26 protein-coding genes and 3 tRNA genes are annotated in these 19,857 nt (G+C 71.1%); 3 read left to right on the top strand and 26 right to left on the bottom strand.

Going from position 1 to position 19,857, the window contains the following annotated elements:
- Nucleotides 1–11: 11 nt before the first annotated feature.
- From rplM to ACFWCH_RS09515, 5 genes are all read right to left on the bottom strand, one after another.
- A complete protein-coding gene (gene rplM / locus ACFWCH_RS09535; RefSeq protein ID WP_136031685.1) occupies nucleotides 12–458 on the bottom strand; it encodes a 50S ribosomal protein L13 in 447 nt (148 codons plus the stop codon).
- 196 nt (nucleotides 459–654) lie between these two features.
- Entirely contained in the window at nucleotides 655–1,323 is a 669-nt protein-coding gene (locus ACFWCH_RS09530) for an endonuclease/exonuclease/phosphatase family protein (protein ID WP_136031683.1), read from the bottom strand.
- A gap of 52 nt (nucleotides 1,324–1,375) precedes the next feature.
- Nucleotides 1,376–2,224, bottom strand: a complete 849-nt coding sequence (gene truA, locus ACFWCH_RS09525) for a tRNA pseudouridine(38-40) synthase TruA (RefSeq protein WP_136036436.1) — start codon at nucleotides 2,222–2,224, stop codon at nucleotides 1,376–1,378.
- Nucleotides 2,225–2,262: 38 nt separating this feature from the next.
- Nucleotides 2,263–3,801: an amino acid permease gene (locus ACFWCH_RS09520; protein WP_241115371.1), complete on the bottom strand. Its 1,539-nt coding sequence runs from the start codon at nucleotides 3,799–3,801 to the stop codon at nucleotides 2,263–2,265.
- Between the two features lie 98 nt (nucleotides 3,802–3,899).
- Nucleotides 3,900–4,265, bottom strand: a complete 366-nt coding sequence (locus ACFWCH_RS09515) for a helix-turn-helix domain-containing protein (protein ID WP_136031678.1) — start codon at nucleotides 4,263–4,265, stop codon at nucleotides 3,900–3,902.
- Between the two features lie 97 nt (nucleotides 4,266–4,362).
- On the opposite strand from ACFWCH_RS09515, the gene ACFWCH_RS09510 reads away from it, so the two are divergent.
- On the top strand, nucleotides 4,363–5,208 hold the full coding sequence (locus ACFWCH_RS09510) for an SDR family oxidoreductase (RefSeq protein ID WP_378803425.1): 846 nt from the start codon (nucleotides 4,363–4,365) through the stop codon (nucleotides 5,206–5,208).
- Between the two features lie 28 nt (nucleotides 5,209–5,236).
- Here the strand turns inward: ACFWCH_RS09510 and ACFWCH_RS09505 are convergent, their stop codons facing one another.
- The 9 genes from ACFWCH_RS09505 to ACFWCH_RS09465 form a co-directional block, all read right to left on the bottom strand.
- Nucleotides 5,237–5,629 (bottom strand): hypothetical protein, encoded by a 393-nt coding sequence (locus ACFWCH_RS09505; protein ID WP_136031673.1) that lies wholly within the window; start codon nucleotides 5,627–5,629, stop codon nucleotides 5,237–5,239.
- Complete coding sequence (locus ACFWCH_RS09500; RefSeq protein WP_136031671.1) at nucleotides 5,629–6,231, bottom strand: hypothetical protein; 603 nt, start codon at nucleotides 6,229–6,231, stop codon at nucleotides 5,629–5,631. The genes ACFWCH_RS09505 and ACFWCH_RS09500 overlap by 1 nt, the downstream gene beginning before the upstream one ends.
- Nucleotides 6,228–6,794, bottom strand: a complete 567-nt coding sequence (locus ACFWCH_RS09495; protein WP_136035291.1) for an RNA polymerase sigma factor — start codon at nucleotides 6,792–6,794, stop codon at nucleotides 6,228–6,230. Before ACFWCH_RS09495 ends, ACFWCH_RS09500 begins: the two co-directional genes overlap by 4 nt.
- A 123-nt stretch (nucleotides 6,795–6,917) precedes the next feature.
- Nucleotides 6,918–7,091 (bottom strand): CsbD family protein, encoded by a 174-nt coding sequence (locus ACFWCH_RS09490; protein WP_136031698.1) that lies wholly within the window; start codon nucleotides 7,089–7,091, stop codon nucleotides 6,918–6,920.
- A gap of 14 nt (nucleotides 7,092–7,105) precedes the next feature.
- On the bottom strand, nucleotides 7,106–7,804 hold the full coding sequence (locus tag ACFWCH_RS09485) for a hypothetical protein (protein WP_378803424.1): 699 nt from the start codon (nucleotides 7,802–7,804) through the stop codon (nucleotides 7,106–7,108).
- Nucleotides 7,801–8,364 (bottom strand): hypothetical protein, encoded by a 564-nt coding sequence (locus ACFWCH_RS09480; protein ID WP_378803423.1) that lies wholly within the window; start codon nucleotides 8,362–8,364, stop codon nucleotides 7,801–7,803. The genes ACFWCH_RS09485 and ACFWCH_RS09480 overlap by 4 nt, the downstream gene beginning before the upstream one ends.
- Nucleotides 8,361–8,702: a hypothetical protein gene (locus ACFWCH_RS09475; protein ID WP_378803422.1), complete on the bottom strand. Its 342-nt coding sequence runs from the start codon at nucleotides 8,700–8,702 to the stop codon at nucleotides 8,361–8,363. The genes ACFWCH_RS09480 and ACFWCH_RS09475 overlap by 4 nt, the downstream gene beginning before the upstream one ends.
- The gene (locus tag ACFWCH_RS09470; RefSeq protein WP_136031662.1) at nucleotides 8,699–8,890 is read right to left on the bottom strand and encodes a DUF2273 domain-containing protein; all 192 of its coding nucleotides are present in this window, start codon (nucleotides 8,888–8,890) and stop codon (nucleotides 8,699–8,701) included. The genes ACFWCH_RS09475 and ACFWCH_RS09470 overlap by 4 nt, the downstream gene beginning before the upstream one ends.
- A complete protein-coding gene (locus ACFWCH_RS09465) occupies nucleotides 8,887–9,327 on the bottom strand; it encodes an Asp23/Gls24 family envelope stress response protein (RefSeq protein ID WP_240744574.1) in 441 nt (146 codons plus the stop codon). Before ACFWCH_RS09465 ends, ACFWCH_RS09470 begins: the two co-directional genes overlap by 4 nt.
- 175 nt (nucleotides 9,328–9,502) lie before the next feature.
- Here ACFWCH_RS09465 and ACFWCH_RS09460 point away from each other — a divergent pair, with 175 nt between their 5' ends.
- The gene (locus tag ACFWCH_RS09460) at nucleotides 9,503–10,114 is read left to right on the top strand and encodes a TetR/AcrR family transcriptional regulator (RefSeq protein WP_247638399.1); all 612 of its coding nucleotides are present in this window, start codon (nucleotides 9,503–9,505) and stop codon (nucleotides 10,112–10,114) included.
- Complete coding sequence (locus ACFWCH_RS09455; RefSeq protein ID WP_378803421.1) at nucleotides 10,115–11,776, top strand: MDR family MFS transporter; 1,662 nt, start codon at nucleotides 10,115–10,117, stop codon at nucleotides 11,774–11,776.
- Between the two features lie 4 nt (nucleotides 11,777–11,780).
- Here the strand turns inward: ACFWCH_RS09455 and ACFWCH_RS09450 are convergent, their stop codons facing one another.
- From ACFWCH_RS09450 to ACFWCH_RS09395, 12 genes are all read right to left on the bottom strand, one after another.
- The gene (locus ACFWCH_RS09450) at nucleotides 11,781–11,939 is read right to left on the bottom strand and encodes a hypothetical protein (RefSeq protein ID WP_168387156.1); all 159 of its coding nucleotides are present in this window, start codon (nucleotides 11,937–11,939) and stop codon (nucleotides 11,781–11,783) included.
- 352 nt (nucleotides 11,940–12,291) lie between these two features.
- Complete coding sequence (locus ACFWCH_RS09445; RefSeq protein WP_247981286.1) at nucleotides 12,292–12,762, bottom strand: hypothetical protein; 471 nt, start codon at nucleotides 12,760–12,762, stop codon at nucleotides 12,292–12,294.
- 116 nt (nucleotides 12,763–12,878) lie between these two features.
- Nucleotides 12,879–12,952 (bottom strand) — tRNA-Met (locus ACFWCH_RS09440).
- Between the two features lie 32 nt (nucleotides 12,953–12,984).
- Nucleotides 12,985–13,056, bottom strand: a tRNA-Thr gene (locus ACFWCH_RS09435).
- A 68-nt stretch (nucleotides 13,057–13,124) separates the two neighbouring features.
- Nucleotides 13,125–14,246 carry a peptidoglycan DD-metalloendopeptidase family protein gene (locus tag ACFWCH_RS09430; protein ID WP_378803420.1) on the bottom strand — a complete coding sequence of 374 codons (1,122 nt, stop codon included), beginning with the start codon at nucleotides 14,244–14,246 and terminating at the stop codon, nucleotides 13,125–13,127.
- Nucleotides 14,247–14,495: 249 nt separating this feature from the next.
- Entirely contained in the window at nucleotides 14,496–15,281 is a 786-nt protein-coding gene (locus tag ACFWCH_RS09425) for an inositol monophosphatase family protein (protein ID WP_378803852.1), read from the bottom strand.
- Between the two features lie 2 nt (nucleotides 15,282–15,283).
- Nucleotides 15,284–16,285 (bottom strand): hypothetical protein, encoded by a 1,002-nt coding sequence (locus ACFWCH_RS09420; RefSeq protein WP_378803419.1) that lies wholly within the window; start codon nucleotides 16,283–16,285, stop codon nucleotides 15,284–15,286.
- 121 nt (nucleotides 16,286–16,406) lie between these two features.
- The gene (locus ACFWCH_RS09415; RefSeq protein ID WP_136031649.1) at nucleotides 16,407–17,207 is read right to left on the bottom strand and encodes an enoyl-CoA hydratase/isomerase family protein; all 801 of its coding nucleotides are present in this window, start codon (nucleotides 17,205–17,207) and stop codon (nucleotides 16,407–16,409) included.
- A 46-nt stretch (nucleotides 17,208–17,253) separates the two neighbouring features.
- Nucleotides 17,254–17,745, bottom strand: a complete 492-nt coding sequence (locus ACFWCH_RS09410; RefSeq protein WP_136036359.1) for an FBP domain-containing protein — start codon at nucleotides 17,743–17,745, stop codon at nucleotides 17,254–17,256.
- Nucleotides 17,746–17,754: 9 nt separating this feature from the next.
- A complete protein-coding gene (locus ACFWCH_RS09405; RefSeq protein WP_240745359.1) occupies nucleotides 17,755–18,639 on the bottom strand; it encodes a bile acid:sodium symporter family protein in 885 nt (294 codons plus the stop codon).
- Between the two features lie 105 nt (nucleotides 18,640–18,744).
- Nucleotides 18,745–18,829: transfer RNA gene (locus ACFWCH_RS09400), tRNA-Tyr, on the bottom strand.
- Between the two features lie 86 nt (nucleotides 18,830–18,915).
- Complete coding sequence (locus ACFWCH_RS09395) at nucleotides 18,916–19,845, bottom strand: PfkB family carbohydrate kinase (protein WP_378803418.1); 930 nt, start codon at nucleotides 19,843–19,845, stop codon at nucleotides 18,916–18,918.
- Nucleotides 19,846–19,857 lie beyond the last annotated feature (12 nt).

Raw genomic sequence — 19,857 nt, 5'->3', positions numbered from 1 at the left:
CGTTACGGCGCTTACTGGGCGACCTGGTCGAGGGTGTACGGCTGGGGCTGCTGCGCGGCGTGCGGGTGCTCGGCACCGACGTACACCTTCAGCTTCGACAGCTGCTGGCGGCCCAGGCTGTTCTTCGGGAGCATGCCGCGGATGGCCTTCTCCACGGCGCGGACCGGGTTCTTCTCGAGCAGCTCGGAGTAGCTGACGGCCTTCAGACCACCCGGGTAGCCCGAGTGACGGTAGGCGATCTTCTTCTGGAGCTTCTGACCGGTGAGCGCGACCTTGTCGGCGTTCACGATGATGACGAAGTCACCCGAGTCGATGTGGTTGGCGAAGGTCGGCTTGTGCTTGCCACGCAGGAGCGTCGCCGCGTGCGAGGCCAGGCGGCCGAGAACGACGTCGGTGGCGTCGATGACGACCCAGTCGCGCTGGACTTCGCCAGCCTTGGGGGTGTAAGTGCGCGTCACGATAGTGCTGCTTTCTTGTCGAACGGAGGTGTTCGTGAATCCCACTCCGGGGTGGTTCCTCCCGACAGGGACGAACACGCCAGTGGAGGGCTCACGTTCGGATGTGCGTCTTCCTCGCAGTACGGGAAGGGCACCAAAGAGTCAGCATACGCCACCCGACCCCCTCCGACCAAACCAGCCGCGGGCCCGCGCCCGGTCAGTCGGTCTTCACCGTCACGAGGATCGGACGGTGGTCGCTCGACCGCTGCGGCAGGGTCGTGATGCGCTCGATCTCGAATCCGGTCGAGGTCGCGAAGTCGTAGTGACCGCGGAAGACGCGGTAGCGCGTGTAGGTGTGGTCGTCGCTGAGCGACAGCGCATAGCCGTGGTCGCGCACGGCCTGCCCCAGGTTCTCCTTGAACACGGGGTAGTTGTAGTCGCCGACCATGAGCTGCGGAAGGCCGTCCCCGAGGCTCGCGAGCTCGGTCAGGGCCGCGCGGATCTGGTGGCGCCGCAGCGAGTTCAGCGCCGTCAGCGGTGCGGCGTGGAACGACGCGACGATGAACTCGTCGCCGTCGTCGATGTCGCGCAGCCGTGCGCCGAGCACCCGCTCGTGCGCGGGCTTCGCGATGCGGTCGTGCAGCGACTTCTTCAGCCCGAGGGTGCGGATGCCCTGCAGGTGGTAGGTGCTCTCGCGGTAGAACAGCGCGAGTCCGAGGCGGTTGCCCTGGGTGGCGTCGGCGAGCACGAGGCCCCCGATCCGGTCGGGCAGCGCCGGCACGTCGCACTCCTGCAGGCAGAGGATGTCGGGGTCGTGTTCGGCGACGAGTGTCGCGAGCTCCCCGGCCGCCCGGTGTTTGCGCAGGTTGTACGAGATGACCTTCATGACCGTGCCCACGCTACCCGCCCCTGCTGTGCCCGGGATCCGTATCCGGCGATCAGTCCGACTCGCGGTCGCGGCGGGCCCTGGTCTGTTCGGCCCGTGCGGCGAGCAGCTCGTCCGCCGGATACCCGACCTCGGTCAGCGTCAGGCCCCGGGCCGCGAGCACCTTGAACTCGCTGGTCCTGGTGAGGGCGTCGCGCAGCACCACCAGGTCGGACACGTCCAGGCGACCCTCCCCCACGGCCGCGCACGCGCCGACGAGGGCGCGCACCATGCTGTGGCAGAACGCGTCCGCCTTCACCTCGGCCACCAGCACGCCGTCCGCGTCGCGCTCCCACCGGTAGTCGAGCAGGGTGCGGATGGTGGTGGCCTCCTCGCGGGGCTTGCAGTACGCCGCGAAGTCGTGCAGGCCGATCAGCGTGCGCGCGGCCTCGTCCATCGCGCGCTCGTCCAGCCGTCCGCGGATGCTCGTGGTGTCGGCGCGACGCAGCGGGTCGTAGCCGGCCAGACCGTCGGCGAGACGGTACCGGTAGCGGCGCCACACGGCCGAGAAGCGCGCGTCGAAACCCTCGGGCGCCGCGGTCGACCGGGTGACGGTGACGTCCGAGTAGGCGCCGAGCACACCCCGCATGCGTCCCGCGATCGAGCCCGCCGGATCCTGCGCCGCCCGTCCGTGCCTGGCCTCGATGCGCGACCACTGCCGCTCGTCGAGATCAACGTGTGCGACCTGTCCGCTCGCGTGCACGCCGGCGTCGGTGCGGCCGGCGACCACGAACCGCACGTCGGAGCCCACGATGCGGGCGAGCGCTGCCTCCAGCGTGCCCTGAACGGTGCGGAGCGTGGGCTGTGTCGCCCAGCCGCGGAAGTGGGTGCCGTCGTAGGCGATGTCGAGCCGGATGCGCACGAGGCCAGCCTAGGACAGCCCCGCGCGCACCCGCCGCCTCAGATGCCGCCGTCGACCGAGCGGATGGAGACGCCGGGCTCGTCCGGCACCATCACCTCGGTGTCGCGGTTCAGGCTCTCGCCGCGGAAGAAGCGCTTCGACCGCGGGAACAGGTACCACAGGAGCATCAGCACCAGGCCGATCGCGAGCGAGCCGATGCCGATCACGAACGTGCCGCCGATGCCGAACAGCACCGTGTAGCCGTAGTCCACGTCCCACATGTCGATCGCGGACTGCACGAACGCGCCGGTGAGCAGCAGCGCCCCGACGAGCGGGAAGATCCCCTTGAAGAAGAGGTCGCGTGTCGAGGTGCGCAGGTCGGCGCGAAAGTACCAGACGCACGCGAACCCGGTGATGGCGTAGTAGAACGCGATGGCGAGGCCCAGCGACAGGATCGAGTCCTGCAGGATGTTGTCGCTGATGAGCGTCATGCCCACGTAGTACGCGGAGGCGACCACGCCCATCACGATGGTCGAGAACGACGGGGTCTTGTAGACCGGGTGCACCTCCTTGAACTTCGCGGGGAGCGCGCGGTACACGCCCATCGCGAGCGTGCCGCGCGCGGTGGGCAGGATCGTCGTCTGCGTCGACGAGATCGCCGAGATGATGACGGAGACCACCAGCACCCAGCCGAACGGGCCCAGCAGGCCGTCCTTGATCGCGAGGAAGAAGTCGTCGGCGTTGGCCTCGTTGCCGAGCCCCGTGCCGTCCTCGCCGAGACCCGCGTACATCATCGCCGCGATCGTGACGGCGACGTAGGTCACCAGCAGGATCACGCAGGTCAGCACGGCCGCCCGCCCGGGAATGCGCTTGGGGTCCTTGGTCTCCTCGTTCAGCGCGAGGCACGTGTCCCAGCCCCAGTAGATGAAGAGGGCGAGCAGGATGGCCTCGGTGAAGCCCGACCAGTCCGTGAAGCCGAACGGGTTCAGCCACTCCCACGAGAACGGCGTGGCGTCGGGGGCGTCGCCGGTGAAGAACTGCCACAGCGCGGCCACCACGAAGATCGCGAGGGCCAGGTACTGCACGGCCAGCAGGATGTTCTGGATGCGCTCGCCGATCTCGACGCCGCGCCAGCTGACCCAGGTCATCGCGGCGATGAAGAGCACCGCGACGAGGATGATCCGCCAGTCGTTGTTCTCCAGGTCGAACCCGATCAGGGACCAGAAGTACACCGAGGCGATCTGGGCGAGGTTCGCGAGCACGACCATCCCGGCCACCGCGACACCCCAGCCGCCCATCCAGCCCACCCAGGGGCCGAACGCTTTCGTGCCCCAGGTGAAGGTGGTGCCGCAGTCGGGCACGGCGTTGTTGAGCTCGCGGTAGGCGAAGGCGATCAGGAGCATCGGGACGAAGGCGATCACGAACGCGATCGGTGCCTGCGCCCCGACCGCGAGCACGACGAAGCCGAGCGTCGCGACGAGGGAGTAGACCGGCGCCGTGGAGGCGAGACCGATGACGGTGGATCCCCACAGGCCGAGGGTGCCAGCGGCCAGCCCCTTGCCGTCGGGTCGTTCCAGGTGGATGGGCGTCGTTGCCATGCTCAGACAGTACGACGAGCTGCGGTATACCGTCAATCCTTTTCTTCGAGCAACGGATTCCACTCACACAACTTCATCTCACGACGGAATCCGTGGATTCATTCGCGACCGAGCATCCCGTCGGCATGCGTGGCGACCCACTCCATCAGCGGCAGCATCCGCTCCATCAGGTCACGTCCCAGCGGGGTGAGGCTGTACTCCACGTGCGGGGGCACCGTGGGCAGGGATTCCCGGTGCACCAGCCCATCCGCCGACAGCGTGCGCAGCGTGGTCGCGAGCATCTTCTCGCTGATGCCGTCGACCTCCCGCCGCAGCTCGCCCCAGCGCCGCGTGCCGTCCGACAGGCACGACAGCACCAGCACGCCCCACTTGCTCATGATGTGGTCCAGCACCACGCGCGTGCCGCAGCCCTGGTCGAACACCGTGGGCGAAGACTCCCGGATTTCCGCAAAACTCACCGACATGTAGGTACCTTACGTCAAAGTGGGTACCGGTCGGATGGAATGCGCGGGTGCCTCGCGCCGGTTGGGGCAGGTGTTCACCAACGGAAGGACCGCCCTCATGACCATCCTCGTCACCGGAGCCACCGGACACCTCGGCCGCCTCATCATCGCCGCCCTCCTCGCCCGCGGCGCCGACCCCCAGTCGATCGTCGCCGGAGCGCGCGACGTGGCCAGGGCGGCCGACCTCGGCGTGCGCGTCGTGCCGCTCGACTACGACGACCCGGCCTCCGTCGCCGCGGCCCTCGACGGCATCGACACGGTCGTGCTCGTGTCCGGCTCCGAGGTCGGCCGCCGCGTCGAGCAGCACCGGGCGGTGATCGACGCGGCCGCAGCCGCCGGCGTCTCGAAGCTCGTCTACACCAGCGCCCCGAAGGCCACCACGAGCGACCTGGTGCTCGCGCCGGAGCACAAGGCCACGGAGGAGCTGATCGCGGCCTCCGGCGTCCCGGCCGTGATCCTGCGCAACAACTGGTACACGGAGAACTACGCCGCCGACCTCGCGCGCGCAGCCGAGACGGGCGTGCTCGCCTCCGGCACCGGCGAGGGTCGCGTCGCCTCCGCCAGCCGCGCCGACTACGCCGAGGCCGCCGCCGTGGTCGCGCTCGACGCCGGTCACACGGGCGCCGTGTACGAGCTCGGCGGCGACGTCGCGTGGGACTACACGGAGCTGGCCGCCGCGATCGCCGAGGTCACCGGACGCGAGGTGACCTTCGTGTCGCTCACGGCCGACCAGCAGCTCGCGGCGCTGCGCGAGGCCGGGCTCGACGAGGGCACCGCGGGCTTCGTCGTCGCCCTCGACGCCGGCATCCGCGGGGGCGCACTGGCCGAGACCGACGGCACGCTCGCGCGGCTGATCGGCCGTCCGACCACGCCGCTCGTCGAGGGACTGCGCGCGATCGCGTGAGCCGGCCGGAGCCCCGCCGACCGCACGGTCAGCGGGGCTCCACCTCGACGGGCTCCCCCGCGGCACGGGCGACCTGCACGTAGGCCACCACGAGCGTGATGCTCTCGCGCTGGTACCCCTGCTCCGCGAGCACGGCCTCCACCGCGGCCCGCGCCTCCCGGAGGACCTCTCCCGACGCCGCGCCCGCGTCCACCCCGATCGACGCCTCGACCGCGGCCCCGCGCGCCCCCGCGGCCACCGACACGATCGGCTCGGCGTCGCGCGTCGCGCCCAGCGCCGCGGCCCCCGCCCTGAGCAGATTCGAGATGAGCGAGCCGGAGCGGTAGACGCCGCGGACCCCGTCCTGCGCGCGCAGAACCTGTTCGATCCGGGCGGCCAGCTCGCGACGACCCTCGCCGTCGATCGTCGGATCCTGCGTCATCACGACACCTCCCTGATGTCCTTGACGGTCACGTCGATCGCGGCGATGGTGAGCTCGGTGTGCCGGCGCAGCCGCGCGTCCACCTCGGTACGGAGCCGGTCGGCCAGCCCGCGGATCGGCTCGCCGTGCAGCACGCTCGCGTCGATCGCCACGCGCACGGGAGCACCCGGCGTCGTGACGTCGCCCTCCAGGCGGCATCGCCCGACGAGCACGCCGGGGACCGCCTCCTCGGCCGCCCGCACGAGACCGCGCACCGCACCCTCGGTGATCGCCAGCTCCACCGCAGGGTCGTCCGAGGCGAACGGGATGCGGCGTCCCGCCCTGGCGTCCATCGCGATCCCGCTCAGGATCCGGTCGATCCACCCCTCCTCGACCGCGGGCTCTGCCGCGGTGTCGGCCGCCATCAGCGCGTCGCCCAGTCCGTGCAGCCGCTCGAGCGCGTCGAGGGCGAGCTGGCACCCCGGCGATTCCTCGATCGAGGCCACGCGCGGCTGACGCCCCGCCTCGAGGTAGTCGGCGAGCTCCTCGATCGTGTGCCCGTCGAGGTCGTCGGGCTCCAGTCCGAGACCGCGCAGGTCCGGGTTCTCGTGGTCGTCGTTCATCGCCACGCCTCCATCCGGGTGATCAGGAATCCGCGCGCACGGGCCAGCAGCCCGCGCACCGTGCTGACGGGGACGCCGAGCTCCGCGGCGATCTCGTCGTAGCTGTACCCGCCCATCTCGCGCAGCACCCAGCATTCGCGCTGCGCCTCCGGGAGCTCCCGCAGCGCGGCTCCCAGTGCCGCGACGCCCTCGCGCACCTCCACCACCGCCGACGGCGAGGCGTGCAGGGGTGCCGGCCGGTCGATCTCGGTCACATCGACCGCCGGGCGGTGGCGCCGGAGCCGGTCCACGGCCTTGCGACTCACGATGCGCATCAGCCAGCTCTTGACCTTGCCGGGGTCGTCGAGCTCGCCGAACCGCTGCCACGCGGTCACGAACGCCTCCTGCACGGTGTCGTCCACTTCGGCCGAGCCGTTCAGCATGCGCTGCGTGTACGCGCGCATCATCGGCGTGTACCTCCGCACCAGCACCGCGAAGGCCTCGACGTCGCCGTCCATGGCGCGACCCGCGACGATGTGATCCCCGGCCTGTTCCAGCGGGCCGCGAGAGCCATCCGCTGCCATTCCCCCACCCTTCGTTCCGCTTCCCCTGCAGGTTCGGAGCGCGTGCGGCGACGGATCGGATCCGTGCGCACGGCTCGGCCGCAGGGAGCGCCCCGACCGGGGGCGCCCCCTGCGCGGGCGGGATCACTTCTTGAACGCGTCCTTGACATCCTCGGCGGCGTTCCGCACATCGCCCTTCGCCTGCTCGGCCTTGCCCTCGGCGACGAGCCGGTCGTTGTCGGTGACCTCGCCGACGACCTCCTTCGCCTTGCCGGCGATCTTCTCGGCGGCGGCCTTGATCTTGTTCTCTCCGCTCATGGCGGCTCCTTTCCTCACGCGACCCCGGCTCTCGGGGTCGACGACGTCCGGGCGGTGCGGGACCGGTGCCCCGCCTCGCCCGCGCCGGCCAGCGACCGGCGCATCCTCTGCCTCGACCGGAACAGCTCGCGCCACCCGCGGTCCGCGACGTGCACGACCACCGGCACCTCCACGCCCAGCAACCGGTCCCACTCCGCGACGGCCGCTTCGGCCGCGGCGACGACGGCCCCCAGAGCCGCCCCCTTCCGCGGCGTCACGACGAGCCCGAGGGCGGTGCGACGGCCCGCCCGACGCGCGACCGTCCGCGCCGACACCACGTCGGCCCGAGCCGCGAGCGTCTCCGCCAGCACGCCGTCGGCCACACCGCGGTCCACCCGGGTCGTCCCCCGAGGACCCGGCACCGCGAGCACCTCGCGCACGCGACCGCGGCCCCGCGTGAGCAGGAACGCGATCAGCAGGACGACCACGACCAGGGCCGCGGCCGCGGCGGACACGGCCGCGAGCGGGAACTCCCCGATGCTCCCGAGGTCGACCGTCGCGGCCGATGCATCGGCGGACGCCCGCTCGACCGCCGAGACGGCCCCCGCCGCCCCCGCGGGCAGCAGCCGCGCCGACTCCAGCCCGGTCGCCACGAGTGCCGCGCCCGCCGCGAGCAGCACGAGGCCGCCGGCGAGCAGCACCACCCGGTTCCCCACGGATCCCGAGAGCCTCATCCGACCACTCCTTCCGTCGCCACGAGCACACGCGGCGTCAGGGCGAAGCCCGCCTCGTCCAGCACGCGCACCACAGCGGTCCGCGCCGCGTCACGGTCCACGGGCACCCCGCTGGTCGGGGTCAGGCGGACCGTGGCGGCTCTGCGCCCCACCGTGACCGCGACGCGCGGTCGCGGAACACCCGTGCGCCTGGCCACCCCGTCGGCGATCGCGTCCGCGAGCACGCCGTCGTCCACCAGGAGCGCGGTGCGCCCGGTGAGACGGGCGCGTCGGGCGCGACGCCCCGGGACGACCGCCAGCGCCAGCAGCACCGCGGCGAGCGCGACCAGCGCGATGCCCGCACCGATCGCGACACCAGGGGCGGACAGCGCCTGGGCGACGCCCGCCAGCAGCGCCGCCGCATCCGCGCGGAACCCGGGGTCGAGGGCCGCGGCGACCCCGCACCCCAGGAGCCCGAGCAGCACGATCGCCAGGAGAGCGGCGAGCACGGTCGCCGGAGCGGTCCGCGACGCCCGTGTCTCCCGGCGCAGCAGTCGGCGCGTGGCGGCGGGCGCGCTCATGCGACCCTCCGCTCGAGCGCACGCCGCACGCCGGTGAACCGCACGTCGACCGCGCCCACCCGTCGCGACGCCAGCTCCCCGAGCCGACGCACGAGGGTCTCGCGCAGCACCTCGCCGCGGTCGGCGAGGGTCGTGCCGTCGGAGCGCGCCAGCACGACGGGCACGACCACCGTGACGCGCAGGTCGCCGCGCCGGTCGCCCAGCTCCACCGCGATGTCGTCGAGCCCCACGCCCGCGGCATCCCTGGCGATGCCGAGGGCGATCCGGTGCAGGGCGCGGGTCTCGACGGACGTGGCCCCCGCCACACCCGTCGACGCCCCTGCCCACTCGACGCTCACGAGGACGACCGCCGTCCGCGGACCACCTCGGCGAGCGCCCGGACGTCCAGGCGACCGTCGGCGATGCGCCCGGCCGCCGCGCCGACGAGCATCGCGAGGAGCACGAGCAGGAACGCCCAGAAGCCCAGCACGATCCAGGTCAGTGCGAGGACCGCGGCCGCAGCTCCGCCGATCACCGAGGCGTTCACTGGACTCGCGCCTCCTCGGCGTCGGCGTCGTCGTCCGAGGGGATGTGCACGTCGTTGACGCTCACGTTGATCTCGGCGACGTCCATGCCGACCAGGTCGACCATGGCCCGGTGGATGGCCGTGCGCACGTCGTCGGCCACCTTCTGCAGCGACACCGGGTACTCCGCGACGATCGTGACGTCGACGGCCACCTGCGTCTCGCCGACCTCCACGCTCACGCCCTGCGAGAGGTCGGTCGTGTTCAGCACGTCTCGGATCGCGCCCATCATGCGGGCCGCCCCGCCGCCGAGCGCATAGACGCCGCTGACCTCACGGGCCGCGATGCCCGCGATCTTCGCGACGACCGCGTCCTCGATCGTGGTCTTCCCCACCGCTGCGGCCTGCGCCGTCGGTACGACCTGAGCCTTGGGCTGGCTGCCCCCCGTCACGTTCGCCATCTCGAGCTCCTTCATCCGTGTGTCCGCACCGTGGGGCGCGGGCCGTGTTCTTACGACACCACTAAGACGCATGAGGCACCTCGGATGTCACGAATTCGTCGAGGGTTTTTCCGGGCGGGCAGAGAAACGCACTCTCACAGTGCACTCCAAGGTTGAAAGTGCAAAGTTGCACTCTATGGATGCAAGTGCAGAATCGACGAGGGAGCAGCGCAAGCGCGAGACGTCTCGCGCGCTCACCTCGGTGGCGCGGCGCTGGACGGTCGAACGAGGCTTCGCCGGCTTCACGATCGAGGAGCTGTGCACCGAGGCCGGGGTGTCGCGCCGCACGTTCTTCAACTACTTCGAGAGCAAGGAGAACGCGGTCTTCGGCATCACCGTGATCGACTCCCGCCAGGAGGAGCTGGAGGACGCTTTCGCGACCGCCGACGGCGACCTGCTCGACGACTTCGTCGAGCTCACCGTGGCCCGCTTCTCCCTGTTCGACCCCGTCGAGCATGCCGCCGAGCTGTTCGCCGTGATCGAGCACGAACCGCGACTGCTCAAGGCCGCGTTCGAGCAGCAGGAGAAGCACGAGCGGCGCGACGTCGCCCTGATCACCCGCCGGCTCGAGGGCGTCGAGGACGCCGAGCTGCGCGCGCAGGTGCTCGTGCAGTCCGTCGGTGCCCTCGTGCGCCTGTGCATGGAACAGCTCCTGCACCACCACTCCACCGAGCCGTTCGCCGAGCTGATCCGACGCCGTCTCCGGCTCGCGCGCGACCTGTACTCCCCCGCACAGAAAGCCCACTGAATGTCCGCCACCGCCACCGCCGACGCGCCCTTCCTGCTCACGAAGCGTCGCATCTGGATCATCTTCAGCGCCCTGATCGCCGGCATGCTGCTCGCGAGCCTCGATCAGACCATCGTGTCGACCGCGATGCCGACCATCGTGGGCCAGCTCGGCGGCGTCGACCACCAGGTGTGGATCACGACCGCGTACCTGCTGGCCACCACCATCGTGATGCCGATCTACGGCAAGTTCGGCGACGTGCTCGGTCGTCGCAGCCTGTTCCTCGTCGCGATCGCGCTCTTCACGCTCGCGTCGGTGGGCTGCGCCCTGGCGACCGACTTCTGGATGTTCGTCGTGTTCCGGGCGCTGCAGGGCCTGGGCGGCGGCGGACTGATGATCCTGTCGCAGGCGATCATCGCCGACATCGTGCCCGCCAACGAGCGCGGCAAGTACATGGGTCCGCTCGGTGCCGTGTTCGGGCTCTCCGCCGTGGCCGGTCCGCTGCTCGGCGGGTTCTTCGTCGACCACATGACGTGGCAGTGGGCCTTCTACATCAACATCCCGGTCGGGATCGCGGCGTTCGTGATCGCGCTGGTCGCGCTGCAGCTGCCCAGCAAGAAGGCCGAGAAGCGCATCGACGTGCTCGGCGTGATCTTCCTCTCCCTCGCGACGACGTGCCTGATCTTCTTCACCGACTTCGGCGGCGACAAGGAGTTCGGGTGGGATTCGCTGGCGACCTGGGCGTGGGGCGCCGGCCTCGTGGTCGCCGCGACCGCGTTCGTCATCACCGAGTCCAGGGCGCAGGACCCGATCATCCCGCTGAGCCTGTTCCGCAACCCGATCTTCGTGAACGCGACGGCCATCGGACTGGTGCTCGGGATCGGCATGTTCGCGGCGATCGGCTTCGTGCCCACGTTCCTGCAGATGTCGTCCGGCACGTCGGCCGCGGCCTCCGGGCTGCTGATGATCCCGATGATGGTGGGCCTGATGGGCACGTCCATCTTCTCGGGCATCGCGATCTCGAAGACCGGGAAGTACAAGGTCTACCCGATCGTCGGCACGATCGTGACGGGCCTCTCGATGGTCGCGATGACCACGCTGTCGGCCGAGACGCCCATCTGGCTGATCTGCGTCTTCCTGTTCGTGTTCGGCGCGGGCCTCGGGCTCATCATGCAGGTCGTGGTGCTGGTAGTCCAGAACGCCGTGCCCGCGGGCGAGATCGGCACCGCGACGAGCACCAACAACTACTTCCGGGAGGTGGGGGCATCCCTCGGAGTGGCCGTCTTCGGCACGATCTTCACGACGCGGCTGACGGAGAACCTGCTCGGCGTGTTCGCCGGAGCCGGTGCCTCGCCGGATCAGGCGTCGCAGGCCGCGTCGACCATCGACCCCGCAACGCTCAGCGCGCTGCCCGACGAGGTGCGCGACGGGATCGTGACCGCGTACGCCGATGCGCTCGCCCCGGTGTTCTGGTACCTGGTGCCGTTCGTGGCGCTCGCGCTGCTGCTGTCGCTGTTCCTCAAGCAGATCCCCCTGTCCGACCAGGCGGGACTCGTGGCACGCGGCGAAGCCATCAGTGGCGAGGAGGCGGAGCGGCTGGAGGCCGCTCAGCGCGCCGGCGGACGGACGACCACCGCGGTCGACGGGTCGGAGGGGTCCGACCCGTCGACCGCGGACCGGTGACCGGTCAGGGGAGGTCGGCGACGTCGAGGTCGTCGTCGTCGTCTTCGCTGGCCGGAAGGTCGTCGGGCTCGGGGTCGTGATCGTTGGTGACGATGTCGGCGTCCACACCGACGGCGTCCACCTCGGGGCCATCGTCGGCGGCGTTGCTGTTCGGGTCTGACATGGGGATCTCCGTTCCTCGGCCTCGTGGAGCGCCAGTCTCCCGTGCCGGCGGGCCCGAGCGCAGGGGCTTGACATGACCTCCGGGTTCCGGATGGCCCGTGCGGCCGAGGGCGCTGGCCATCGTCGGGCGGCCCGGCGCGCGGGGCCGGGTGTCACGGTCAGCTCCCCGACGGCCTGTGCGGGATCAGCCGAGCCAGCGCGGGCAGAACGCGCCGCACGCTCAGCTCCGCTCCCTGGGAGCCTGCGCGGGATCAGCCGAGCCAGCGCGGGCAGAGCGCGCCGCACGCTCAGCTCCGCTCCCTGGGGGCCTGCGCGGGATCAGCCGAGCAGCGGGGACAGAGCGCGCCGCACGCTCAGCTCCGCTCCCCGACGGCCTGTGCACTGACGGTGACGATCGCGAACACGACCGCGGCGATGCGGTCGTCGTCCGCGTGGGCGTGGGGGTCCCACAGCACGTCGGTGCCGATCACCTCGGCGGTCATGTCGTCGAGCGGCTGCTCCTCGTCGCGGGCAAGCCCGTCGGCGAGCCAGGCGGCCGCGCGGCGCAGGTCGGCGCGATCGATCGTGTGGTGGGGGTCCTCGATCGACGCGCCGAGCACGTCGGCGACGGAGACTCCCCGGCAGCGGAGCCCGGCCACCGCACCGGACAGTGCGCCCGCCGCGACCGCGAGGCCGTAGCCCGCGGCGATGAGCGCGTCCCAGGAGACGGGGCCCGCGATGTCCTCCAGTCCGAGCGAGACGCCCGCCCTGTCCGTCACGGCGACCATCACCGCCCGATGCGCATGGCAGTAGACAGCGGTCGCGGAGGGAGCGGGGGTCGGCACGGCGGTCCTCTTTCCGGGGAGCCCGCCTCGCTCGTCCGCGCGAGCGCGCGGAACGGCTCTCACTCTAGTCCGCGGATACGACGAAACCCCCGGACGTATCCGGGGGTTTCGCGCTGTAGCAGGAGCGGGGCTTGAACCCGCGACCTCACGATTATGAGTCGTGCGCTCTCACCAACTGAGCTACCCTGCCGCACGGCATCCGCATCGCAGATGCGAACTCCGAGCCCCGAGTCAGGATTGAACTGACGACCCCTTCCTTACCATGGAAGTGCTCTGCCACTGAGCTATCGGGGCGTGCTGCCCCTCGCGGGGCAACCACACGAGAATACCATCACTGTGGCGTCCTCATGAAATCAGGCCGGTCAGTACGACGTGCGTCCGGCGTTGGCACGGAGCCACGGCATCGGGTCGATCGTCGTGCCGTTGACGATGAGCTCGAAGTGGAGGTGCGCGCCGTAGGAGCGGCCCGTGTTCCCGGTCTTGCCGATGACGGTGCCGACGGTGACCCGGTCGCCCGCCTTCACCTGGAGCGAGCCGTACTGCATGTGCGCATAGTGGCTGGTGATGGTCTGGCCGTCGATCACGTGGTCGATGTAGACCGTGACCCCGTAGGCGCCGCCCTGCTCCGTGGCGGTGCGCACCACGCCGTCGGCGATCGCCTGGATGGGCGCGCCGTTGCCGGGGGTGAAGTCGATGCCCTCGTGCAGGCGTCCGCTGCGCATGCCATAGCCGTACGACATGCCGACGCCGACCATGAACGGCCACTGGATCGCGGCGTCGGGGTCGTTGGTGAAGACCTCGCCCGAGTAGTTGATGCCCTGCTCGGCCGCGACCTCGACGAGCGAGACCGTGCTGTAGTCGTCGTTGCGGGTGAGCGGTGCGTTCTGCACGTCGGAGGGCGCGACGAAGGCCTGGATCTCGTCCTTCGCCGACCCCGCGGCGTCGGCGGCGGCAGCGGTCACGAGGGAGGTGGACGCCATCGACCCTCCGCGCGCGGCGGCGACGGCCTCGGCGGGCAGCGTCATGGAGACCGCGAGCAGTCCGGCCAGACCCATGACACCGACGGTCGCGCCGACCGTCACGAAGCGCCGGAGACGGCGGGGACGCGATGCGACGTGTTCGGCCGCCGCACCCTGCGCGTCGGCGGCGCTGGCGAACGACCGGGCACTCGCGGCCGCAGCAGGGACGGTGCGCACGGCGCCGGTGCTGCGGAAGGCGCGCGAGGCACGCTCGAACGCGTCTCCCTCGGCGTCGGCTTCGGCCACGAACGGCTCGGAGGCCGGCGGGATGACCTCGGCGCCTGCGGCCTCGGCGGGTGCCTCGTGCGTCGCCGCGAGGGGCACGGCGGGGACGTCGGCCACGGCAGGCGCGGGCGTCGCGGCGATGAACGGTTCGGCGGGAGCCTGAGGCACCGGCGGGACGTCGTTCGGCCGCTGACGTGCGGCGCGACGGGAGAGGGGTGCGACGGCGGCGAGCGCGACCACGGTCTCCGCGTGAGCGAGGGGTGCCGTCGTCCCGGTCGCCGGGGCCTCGGTGGCCGCAGTGCGATGACGGCTGGAGCGACGCGTGGGCGCAGCGGCAGCCTGGGGATTCTCGAAGGGCAAAACTAGTCTCTCGGTCGTTCGTGTTGCTCGGGGGCGCAATGACAGCTTTCACCTTCGGGTGGTGAAAGTAACGATCGGGTAAACACTACCCCGATCACCCTGGGAATGCCATGTATCAGTTCAGGTTTCTCAGCACAGGATCTCGGTGAGCCGCGCGTGCACGGCTGGTCCTCCGGCGATCAGCAGCGGCCGAGGGGAGTCGGTGTCGACGCGCGTCACGATGCCGCCCGCCTCGCTCACCAAGAGCGCGCCCGCCGCGAGGTCCCAGGGGGCCAGTCCGCGCTCGAAGTAGCCGTCGAGTCGACCAGCGGCGACGTACGCGAGGTCGAGTGCGGCCGACCCCATCCGCCGGAGGTCCCGCGCGATGGGCATCACCCGGCGCACGGTCGCGAGGTCGCCGTCGTGGGTCGCGGGGTCGTAGCCGAACCCGGTGGCGAGGAGCGCGCCGGCCGGTGTCTCCTGCGTGACCTCGAGGCGCCTGCCGTCGAGCCAGGCTCCGTGACCTCGAGCGGCGGTGAACGTCTCCCCCACGGCCGGTGCGTGCACGGCGGCGGCGAGCGCCTCCCACCGGCTCGGGTCGGGCTCTCCCTGGACGGCCGCGATGCTGACGTTGTAGGCCGGGATGTCGTAGGCGTAGTTGACGGTGCCGTCGATGGGGTCGACCACCCAGGTGATCCCGCTGTCGCCCGCCGCCGTACCGGACTCCTCGCCGAGGAAGCCGTCGTGCGGCCGCGCCGTCAGCAGACGGTCGCGGATGAGCGCCTCGACCTCGCGGTCGGCCTCGGTCACGATGTCGGCCAGTGTCGACTTGGTCGCGGCCAGGGTGACCCCCTGCTGTCGGCGTGTCCTGGCGAGCTCCCCCGCCTCCCGAGCGACCTCCGCGGCGAGCGCGCCGAGCTCCTGCTCCTGTGACACTGTCACGACGCCCGGTTCCCCGGCGCGGGAGGGGGCGGCGGGAACGCGGGAGGTTCGCCCTGATGCGGCGCGGGGGGCTCCGGCGCGGCGGGTCGGGGCGGCACCGGTGCGTCCGGTACCGGAGGGCCGGGCTGGGCCACCGGGGGTGCGGAGGGCGCAGCCGGAGGCGCGGGCTGCGCGACCGCGGCCTCGGGAACCACGGGGAACGCCGTGGTCTGCGGCTGCGGGAGAGCCTGCTGCGGAGCCGTCGGGTAGCCGGTGTAGTACGCGTTCCAGTCGGGCGAGCCGTCGGGCAGTGCGGGGAGCGGGGTGCGGCCGTCGGCGAACGTGGGCCACGCGGGAGCCGGGTTCTGCGGCGTCGGCGTGGCGGCCCTCCTCGGCGCGAAGAGCGCGTTCAGCAGGGGGATGAGCGTGGTGCCCACCGCGACCAGGATCGTGAGGGCGACCACGATGCGCCAGTACAGCTCGCTGTAGTCGAACGTGTTCGGGAACGCGAGGAAGAACACGAGCATCGCCACGAGCGCACCGAGGAACACGACCGTCACGATGAAGATGACGCGCGTGAAGGTGGTGACGTGGCGCTGCGCCGCCTTCGTGAACAGACGCACGTGCAGCAGGGCGAGCTGGAGCACTCCGATCACGAGCAGGAGTTGGAAGAAGCGCTCCGCCCCGAAGTAGATGCCGTCTTCCGGGAGCCAGATCTTCACGAGCCCCACCAGGAGCGCCACGACCCAGCTGACCATGCTCGCGAGCTGGAGCCAGTCCGGGCGATTGGGGGCGAGCCCGGCCTCCAGGATCGCGATGCCGGCGAACGCGGCCAGGAGCAGGATCGTGAGGAAGGCTCGACCGATCAGGCCGTTCTGGTCGCCGATCAGCACCCACACCACGCACACGAGCGCGGCCGCGATCAGCGCGCCGATCGCCACCCAGATCGAGCCTCGGATGAGCAGCGACATGTTCTTCTTCTCAGCCTGCGGCGGCGTGCTGATGTCCGGATGGGACATGGGGGTCCTCTCGTCGAGTGGCGATCGATGTCCACATCCTCCCACGCGCGCCGGTCCCGGTTCGGGGATCTTCGCGCCGTGCGGACGGACGCGAGGAAAACCGGTGGCTGGGGAGGAAGAGTCAGGCCGTCTTGCGCGCCGATGCCGCAGCGAACGCGGCGACCCGCGCCTGCGCGTCGGGAGTCTCGAGCGCGGCACCGATCGAGCGCGCCTCCTCCGACAGCTGCTCGACGAAGGTGCGCTCGGGCTGCGACCGCACCAGCCGCTTGGCCTGGCCATAGGCATCCGCGGCCCCGGCCAGCCAGAAGCGCGCGACCTCCTCGGCGCGCGAGCGCACGGCCTCCGCCTCCGCAGCCGCGTCCTCGCCCTCCACGACCTCGGCCACCAGTCCCCACTCCAGCGCCTCGGCCGCCGTCAGCAGCCGATCCTGCAGCACGAGCTGCAGCGCTCTGCGCTGACCGATCGCACGGGCCAGCTGCGCCGACACCGACAGGTCGGGCGTGAGACCGATGTTGGCGTACAGGCTCCCGAGCTTCGATCGTGCCCCGACCACGGCGTAGTCGGTCGCGAGCAGGATGCCGAGCCCGCCACCCGCCGTCGTACCGTGGGCGGCGGCGACCACCGGGATGCTCGACTCGGTCAGCGAGCGGATGCCCGCGTTGATCACCTCGGCGAGCGCGGTGATCTCGGCACCGGAGGCGCCCATCGTGGTCGCCATGTCGATCACGTCGCCGCCCGCGCAGAACGCCGGCCCCGCCGCGTCGAGGAGGATCGCCTTCACGTCGCTCCGCGAGGTGGCCTCGGCCGTGGCGTCACGCCAGGCGTGGGCCAGATCGGCGTTGAAGGCGTTGAGGCGAGCCGGACGGTTCAGCGTCAGCCGCGCCATCCCCTCGTCGACCGCGAACAGGATGGCTTCACTCATGGCGTCTCCCTCGAGCACAGGACGTGTGGATCCAGGCTAGCCGGACTCAGCCCTGCTCCCACACGCGGGAGACGAACCCCTCCATCCGGCGGCGCGTGCCGTCGAGGCGGAAGTCGGCCTGACCCGCCGCGCGGATCTCGTTCGGCGCGAGCGGATGCGCGAGTCGCACGTTCTCGTGACAGGAGAGGTCCGCGCAGATGTACGTGCCGAAGGAGTCGCCGCGAGCGCCGGCCTCGCCCGCCCGTCGCGCGGAGAACAGCGCGACCTGGTTGCCCGGCTGCATCGTGTGGCAGATGTTGCACATGCCGGAGCGCCCGCGACCGGGCTCCGACGCCCGCAGCACGACACCGACCACGCGGCTCTCGTGCTGGATCAGCACGTAGCCGCGCTTGCCCGCGCTCGGGTCGCGCCAGGCGAAGAAGTCGAGGTAGTCCCAGTCGACCAGGAGGAAGTCGTGCGGCATCTCCATGACGCGCAGCTCGTCCGCGTCCGCGTTCACGAACGAGGCCCGGACGTCGGCTTCGGTGAGGGCTCGCATCACTCCAGTCTAGGAAACGCCCTCGACGGCGGGCGCGGTCCGCGCTTCAGACGCACCGCTGCGCTCGCGGATGAGGAACCCGAAGCCGAACGCGATGAAGAACATCAGCACCCCGTAGACGGCCGCGGGGAGGCTCAGCTCCACCGAACCGAGCACGGACTGCGCGATCACGATCGCCAGGGTCGCGTTGTGGATGCCGATCTCGAACGACGTCGCGATCGCCTGACGCTTGCCCACCCGCAGCATCCGCGGGATGAGGAATCCAACCGCGAGGCTGACCAGGCAGAACAGCACGGTGATGAGAGCCAGACGCGCCACGTTGTCGACCAGGAGCGTCCAGTTCGAGGCCACGGCGCCCGCGATCACGACGATCAGGATGACGACCGAGGCGATGCGCACCGGTTTGTCCATGCTCGCGGCGAACCGTGGCCAGAACCGCCGGATCAGCATGCCGAGCGCGACGGGCAGCAGCACGATCGCGAACACCTCGAGGGCCTTCGACCACTGCAGCCCCAGCGTGTCATCGAACGGGCGGAAGTAGGCGATCGCGAGGTTCGTGATGATCGGCAGCGTGATCACCGCGATCACCGAGTTCACCGCCGTGAGCGAGATGTTGAGGGCGATGTCGCCGCGGAACAGGTGGCTGTACAGGTTCGCCGTGGTGCCGCCCGGCGACGCGGCGAGCATCATCATTCCCACCGCCAGCACCGGCGGCAGCTGGAACAGCAGCACGAGCCCGAAGCAGACGGCCGGAAGGAGCACCAGCTGACACAGCAGCGCGACGATCACCGCCCTCGGCTGCTTGAGCACCCGCGCGAAGTCGCCGAGGGTGAGGCTGAGGCCCAGACCCAGCATGATGATGCCGAGCGCGACGGGCAGTCCGATGGTGGTCAACGCTGATCCCATGGCACTCAGTGTGGCCGACGGAGGGCCTCGGTGTCACGGGTTCGTGAGACGCGCGCCGAAACGGAAGAAGCCCCCGACGAGCGGGGGCTTCCGTGGTGGCGAGTGAGGGATTCGAACCCCCGAAGTCGAAGACGGCTGATTTACAGTCAGATCCCTTTGGCCACTTGGGTAACTCGCCAGAGCGCACCCGTCCGACTTCAACAGCCAACCGGGGGCACGAAGATCCATCATACCCGCACGATGCGGGGTCGAGAAATCGAGGCGTCAGCTGCCGTGCACCCCGCGGTCTGACTCGGCGAGCGACTCGGGCGTGCGCAGCAGACCGCCCTCGGCCCTGCACGTCGCGGCCGCGATGTCCATGGCCCGTCGCAGCAGGGCATCCCACTCCCCTGCGGCCTGCGGGGCAGCGGCGACCAGACCGGCGGCGACGGCGGCGAGCGTCGCATCGCCCGCCCCCACGGTGTCGACGAGGCGCCCGGGCAGCGCGGAGATCGGGGCCGTCGAAGTGCCGGCGTCGGACTCGAGCACCGCGCCGTCCGCACCCGCGGTGGCCAGCACCGCGCGCACGCCGAGCCCCCGGAGACGGGAGCGCAGCACGTCGAGGTCGCCGTCGTAGAGCACCGCCGCGTCGTCGGCGCCGACCTTCACGACCTCGGCCTGCGCGGCCAGACGCTCGAAGCCGCGCACGAACTCGTCGCGGTCGCTCAGCATGCCCGTGCGCGGGTTCGGATCGATCGCGAGGCGCGCACCGTCCAGGGCGGCCGCGAGCGCGTCGACCTCGGCGGGTGCGTCGAACGGGAAGCAGCTGACGACCGCGAGGTCGGCGTCCGCGATCGCGGCCACCGCCTCGTCCGAGTAGCGAATCGTGCGCTCCTGGGCGGCACGGTTGAAGACGTACGCGGGCTCGCCGCCGGCGGATCGCGTCACGACGGCGCGCGACGACCCGTGCGGCGCCGCGCTCGCGATCAGGCGCACGCCGTGGTCCGCCACATACTCGCGGATGTGCGCGCCTGCGACGTCTTCTCCGACCATCGCGATGAGCGTCGTGGGGATTCCGAGTCGCCGCAGACCCACCGCCACGTTCAGGGCGGCTCCGCCGACGAACTCGCGGACGCCGCTGTCATCCCGGATCTCGTCGATCAGGGCGTCTCCGATGACGACGGCCGAGCCGCCGGGGGAAGTCTCAGTGCTCACTCGCCGACCCTA

Origin of the sequence: Microbacterium sp. NPDC060132 (assembly GCF_042729675.1) — a bacterium.
GTDB classification, from domain to species: domain Bacteria; phylum Actinomycetota; class Actinomycetes; order Actinomycetales; family Microbacteriaceae; genus Microbacterium; species Microbacterium sufflavum.
The sequence above is the reverse complement of the archived record's forward strand: the minus strand, read 5'-3'. Positions and strand labels throughout refer to the sequence as shown.

Excerpts from the sequence above, each read along its gene's own strand:
- ACFWCH_RS09515 (WP_136031678.1), bottom strand. The coding sequence starts at position 4,265 with ATGTCGGTGAGTTTTGCGGAAATCCGGGAGTCTTCGCCCACGGTGTTC.
- ACFWCH_RS09500 (WP_136031671.1), bottom strand. The coding sequence starts at position 6,231 with ATGAACGACGACCACGAGAACCCGGACCTGCGCGGTCTCGGACTGGAG.
- ACFWCH_RS09415 (WP_136031649.1), bottom strand. The coding sequence starts at position 17,207 with ATGAGTGAAGCCATCCTGTTCGCGGTCGACGAGGGGATGGCGCGGCTG.
- ACFWCH_RS09460 (WP_247638399.1), top strand. The coding sequence starts at position 9,503 with ATGGATGCAAGTGCAGAATCGACGAGGGAGCAGCGCAAGCGCGAGACG.
- ACFWCH_RS09455 (WP_378803421.1), top strand. The coding sequence starts at position 10,115 with ATGTCCGCCACCGCCACCGCCGACGCGCCCTTCCTGCTCACGAAGCGT.
- ACFWCH_RS09485 (WP_378803424.1), bottom strand. The coding sequence starts at position 7,804 with ATGAGGCTCTCGGGATCCGTGGGGAACCGGGTGGTGCTGCTCGCCGGC.
- ACFWCH_RS09450 (WP_168387156.1), bottom strand. The coding sequence starts at position 11,939 with ATGTCAGACCCGAACAGCAACGCCGCCGACGATGGCCCCGAGGTGGAC.
- ACFWCH_RS09505 (WP_136031673.1), bottom strand. The coding sequence starts at position 5,629 with ATGACGCAGGATCCGACGATCGACGGCGAGGGTCGTCGCGAGCTGGCC.
- ACFWCH_RS09410 (WP_136036359.1), bottom strand. The coding sequence starts at position 17,745 with ATGCGAGCCCTCACCGAAGCCGACGTCCGGGCCTCGTTCGTGAACGCG.
- ACFWCH_RS09530 (WP_136031683.1), bottom strand. The coding sequence starts at position 1,323 with ATGAAGGTCATCTCGTACAACCTGCGCAAACACCGGGCGGCCGGGGAG.
- ACFWCH_RS09495 (WP_136035291.1), bottom strand. The coding sequence starts at position 6,794 with ATGGCAGCGGATGGCTCTCGCGGCCCGCTGGAACAGGCCGGGGATCAC.
- ACFWCH_RS09480 (WP_378803423.1), bottom strand. The coding sequence starts at position 8,364 with ATGAGCGCGCCCGCCGCCACGCGCCGACTGCTGCGCCGGGAGACACGG.
- ACFWCH_RS09520 (WP_241115371.1), bottom strand. The coding sequence starts at position 3,801 with ATGGCAACGACGCCCATCCACCTGGAACGACCCGACGGCAAGGGGCTG.
- ACFWCH_RS09420 (WP_378803419.1), bottom strand. The coding sequence starts at position 16,285 with ATGTCCCATCCGGACATCAGCACGCCGCCGCAGGCTGAGAAGAAGAAC.
- ACFWCH_RS09490 (WP_136031698.1), bottom strand. The coding sequence starts at position 7,091 with ATGAGCGGAGAGAACAAGATCAAGGCCGCCGCCGAGAAGATCGCCGGC.
- ACFWCH_RS09510 (WP_378803425.1), top strand. The coding sequence starts at position 4,363 with ATGACCATCCTCGTCACCGGAGCCACCGGACACCTCGGCCGCCTCATC.
- ACFWCH_RS09465 (WP_240744574.1), bottom strand. The coding sequence starts at position 9,327 with ATGGCGAACGTGACGGGGGGCAGCCAGCCCAAGGCTCAGGTCGTACCG.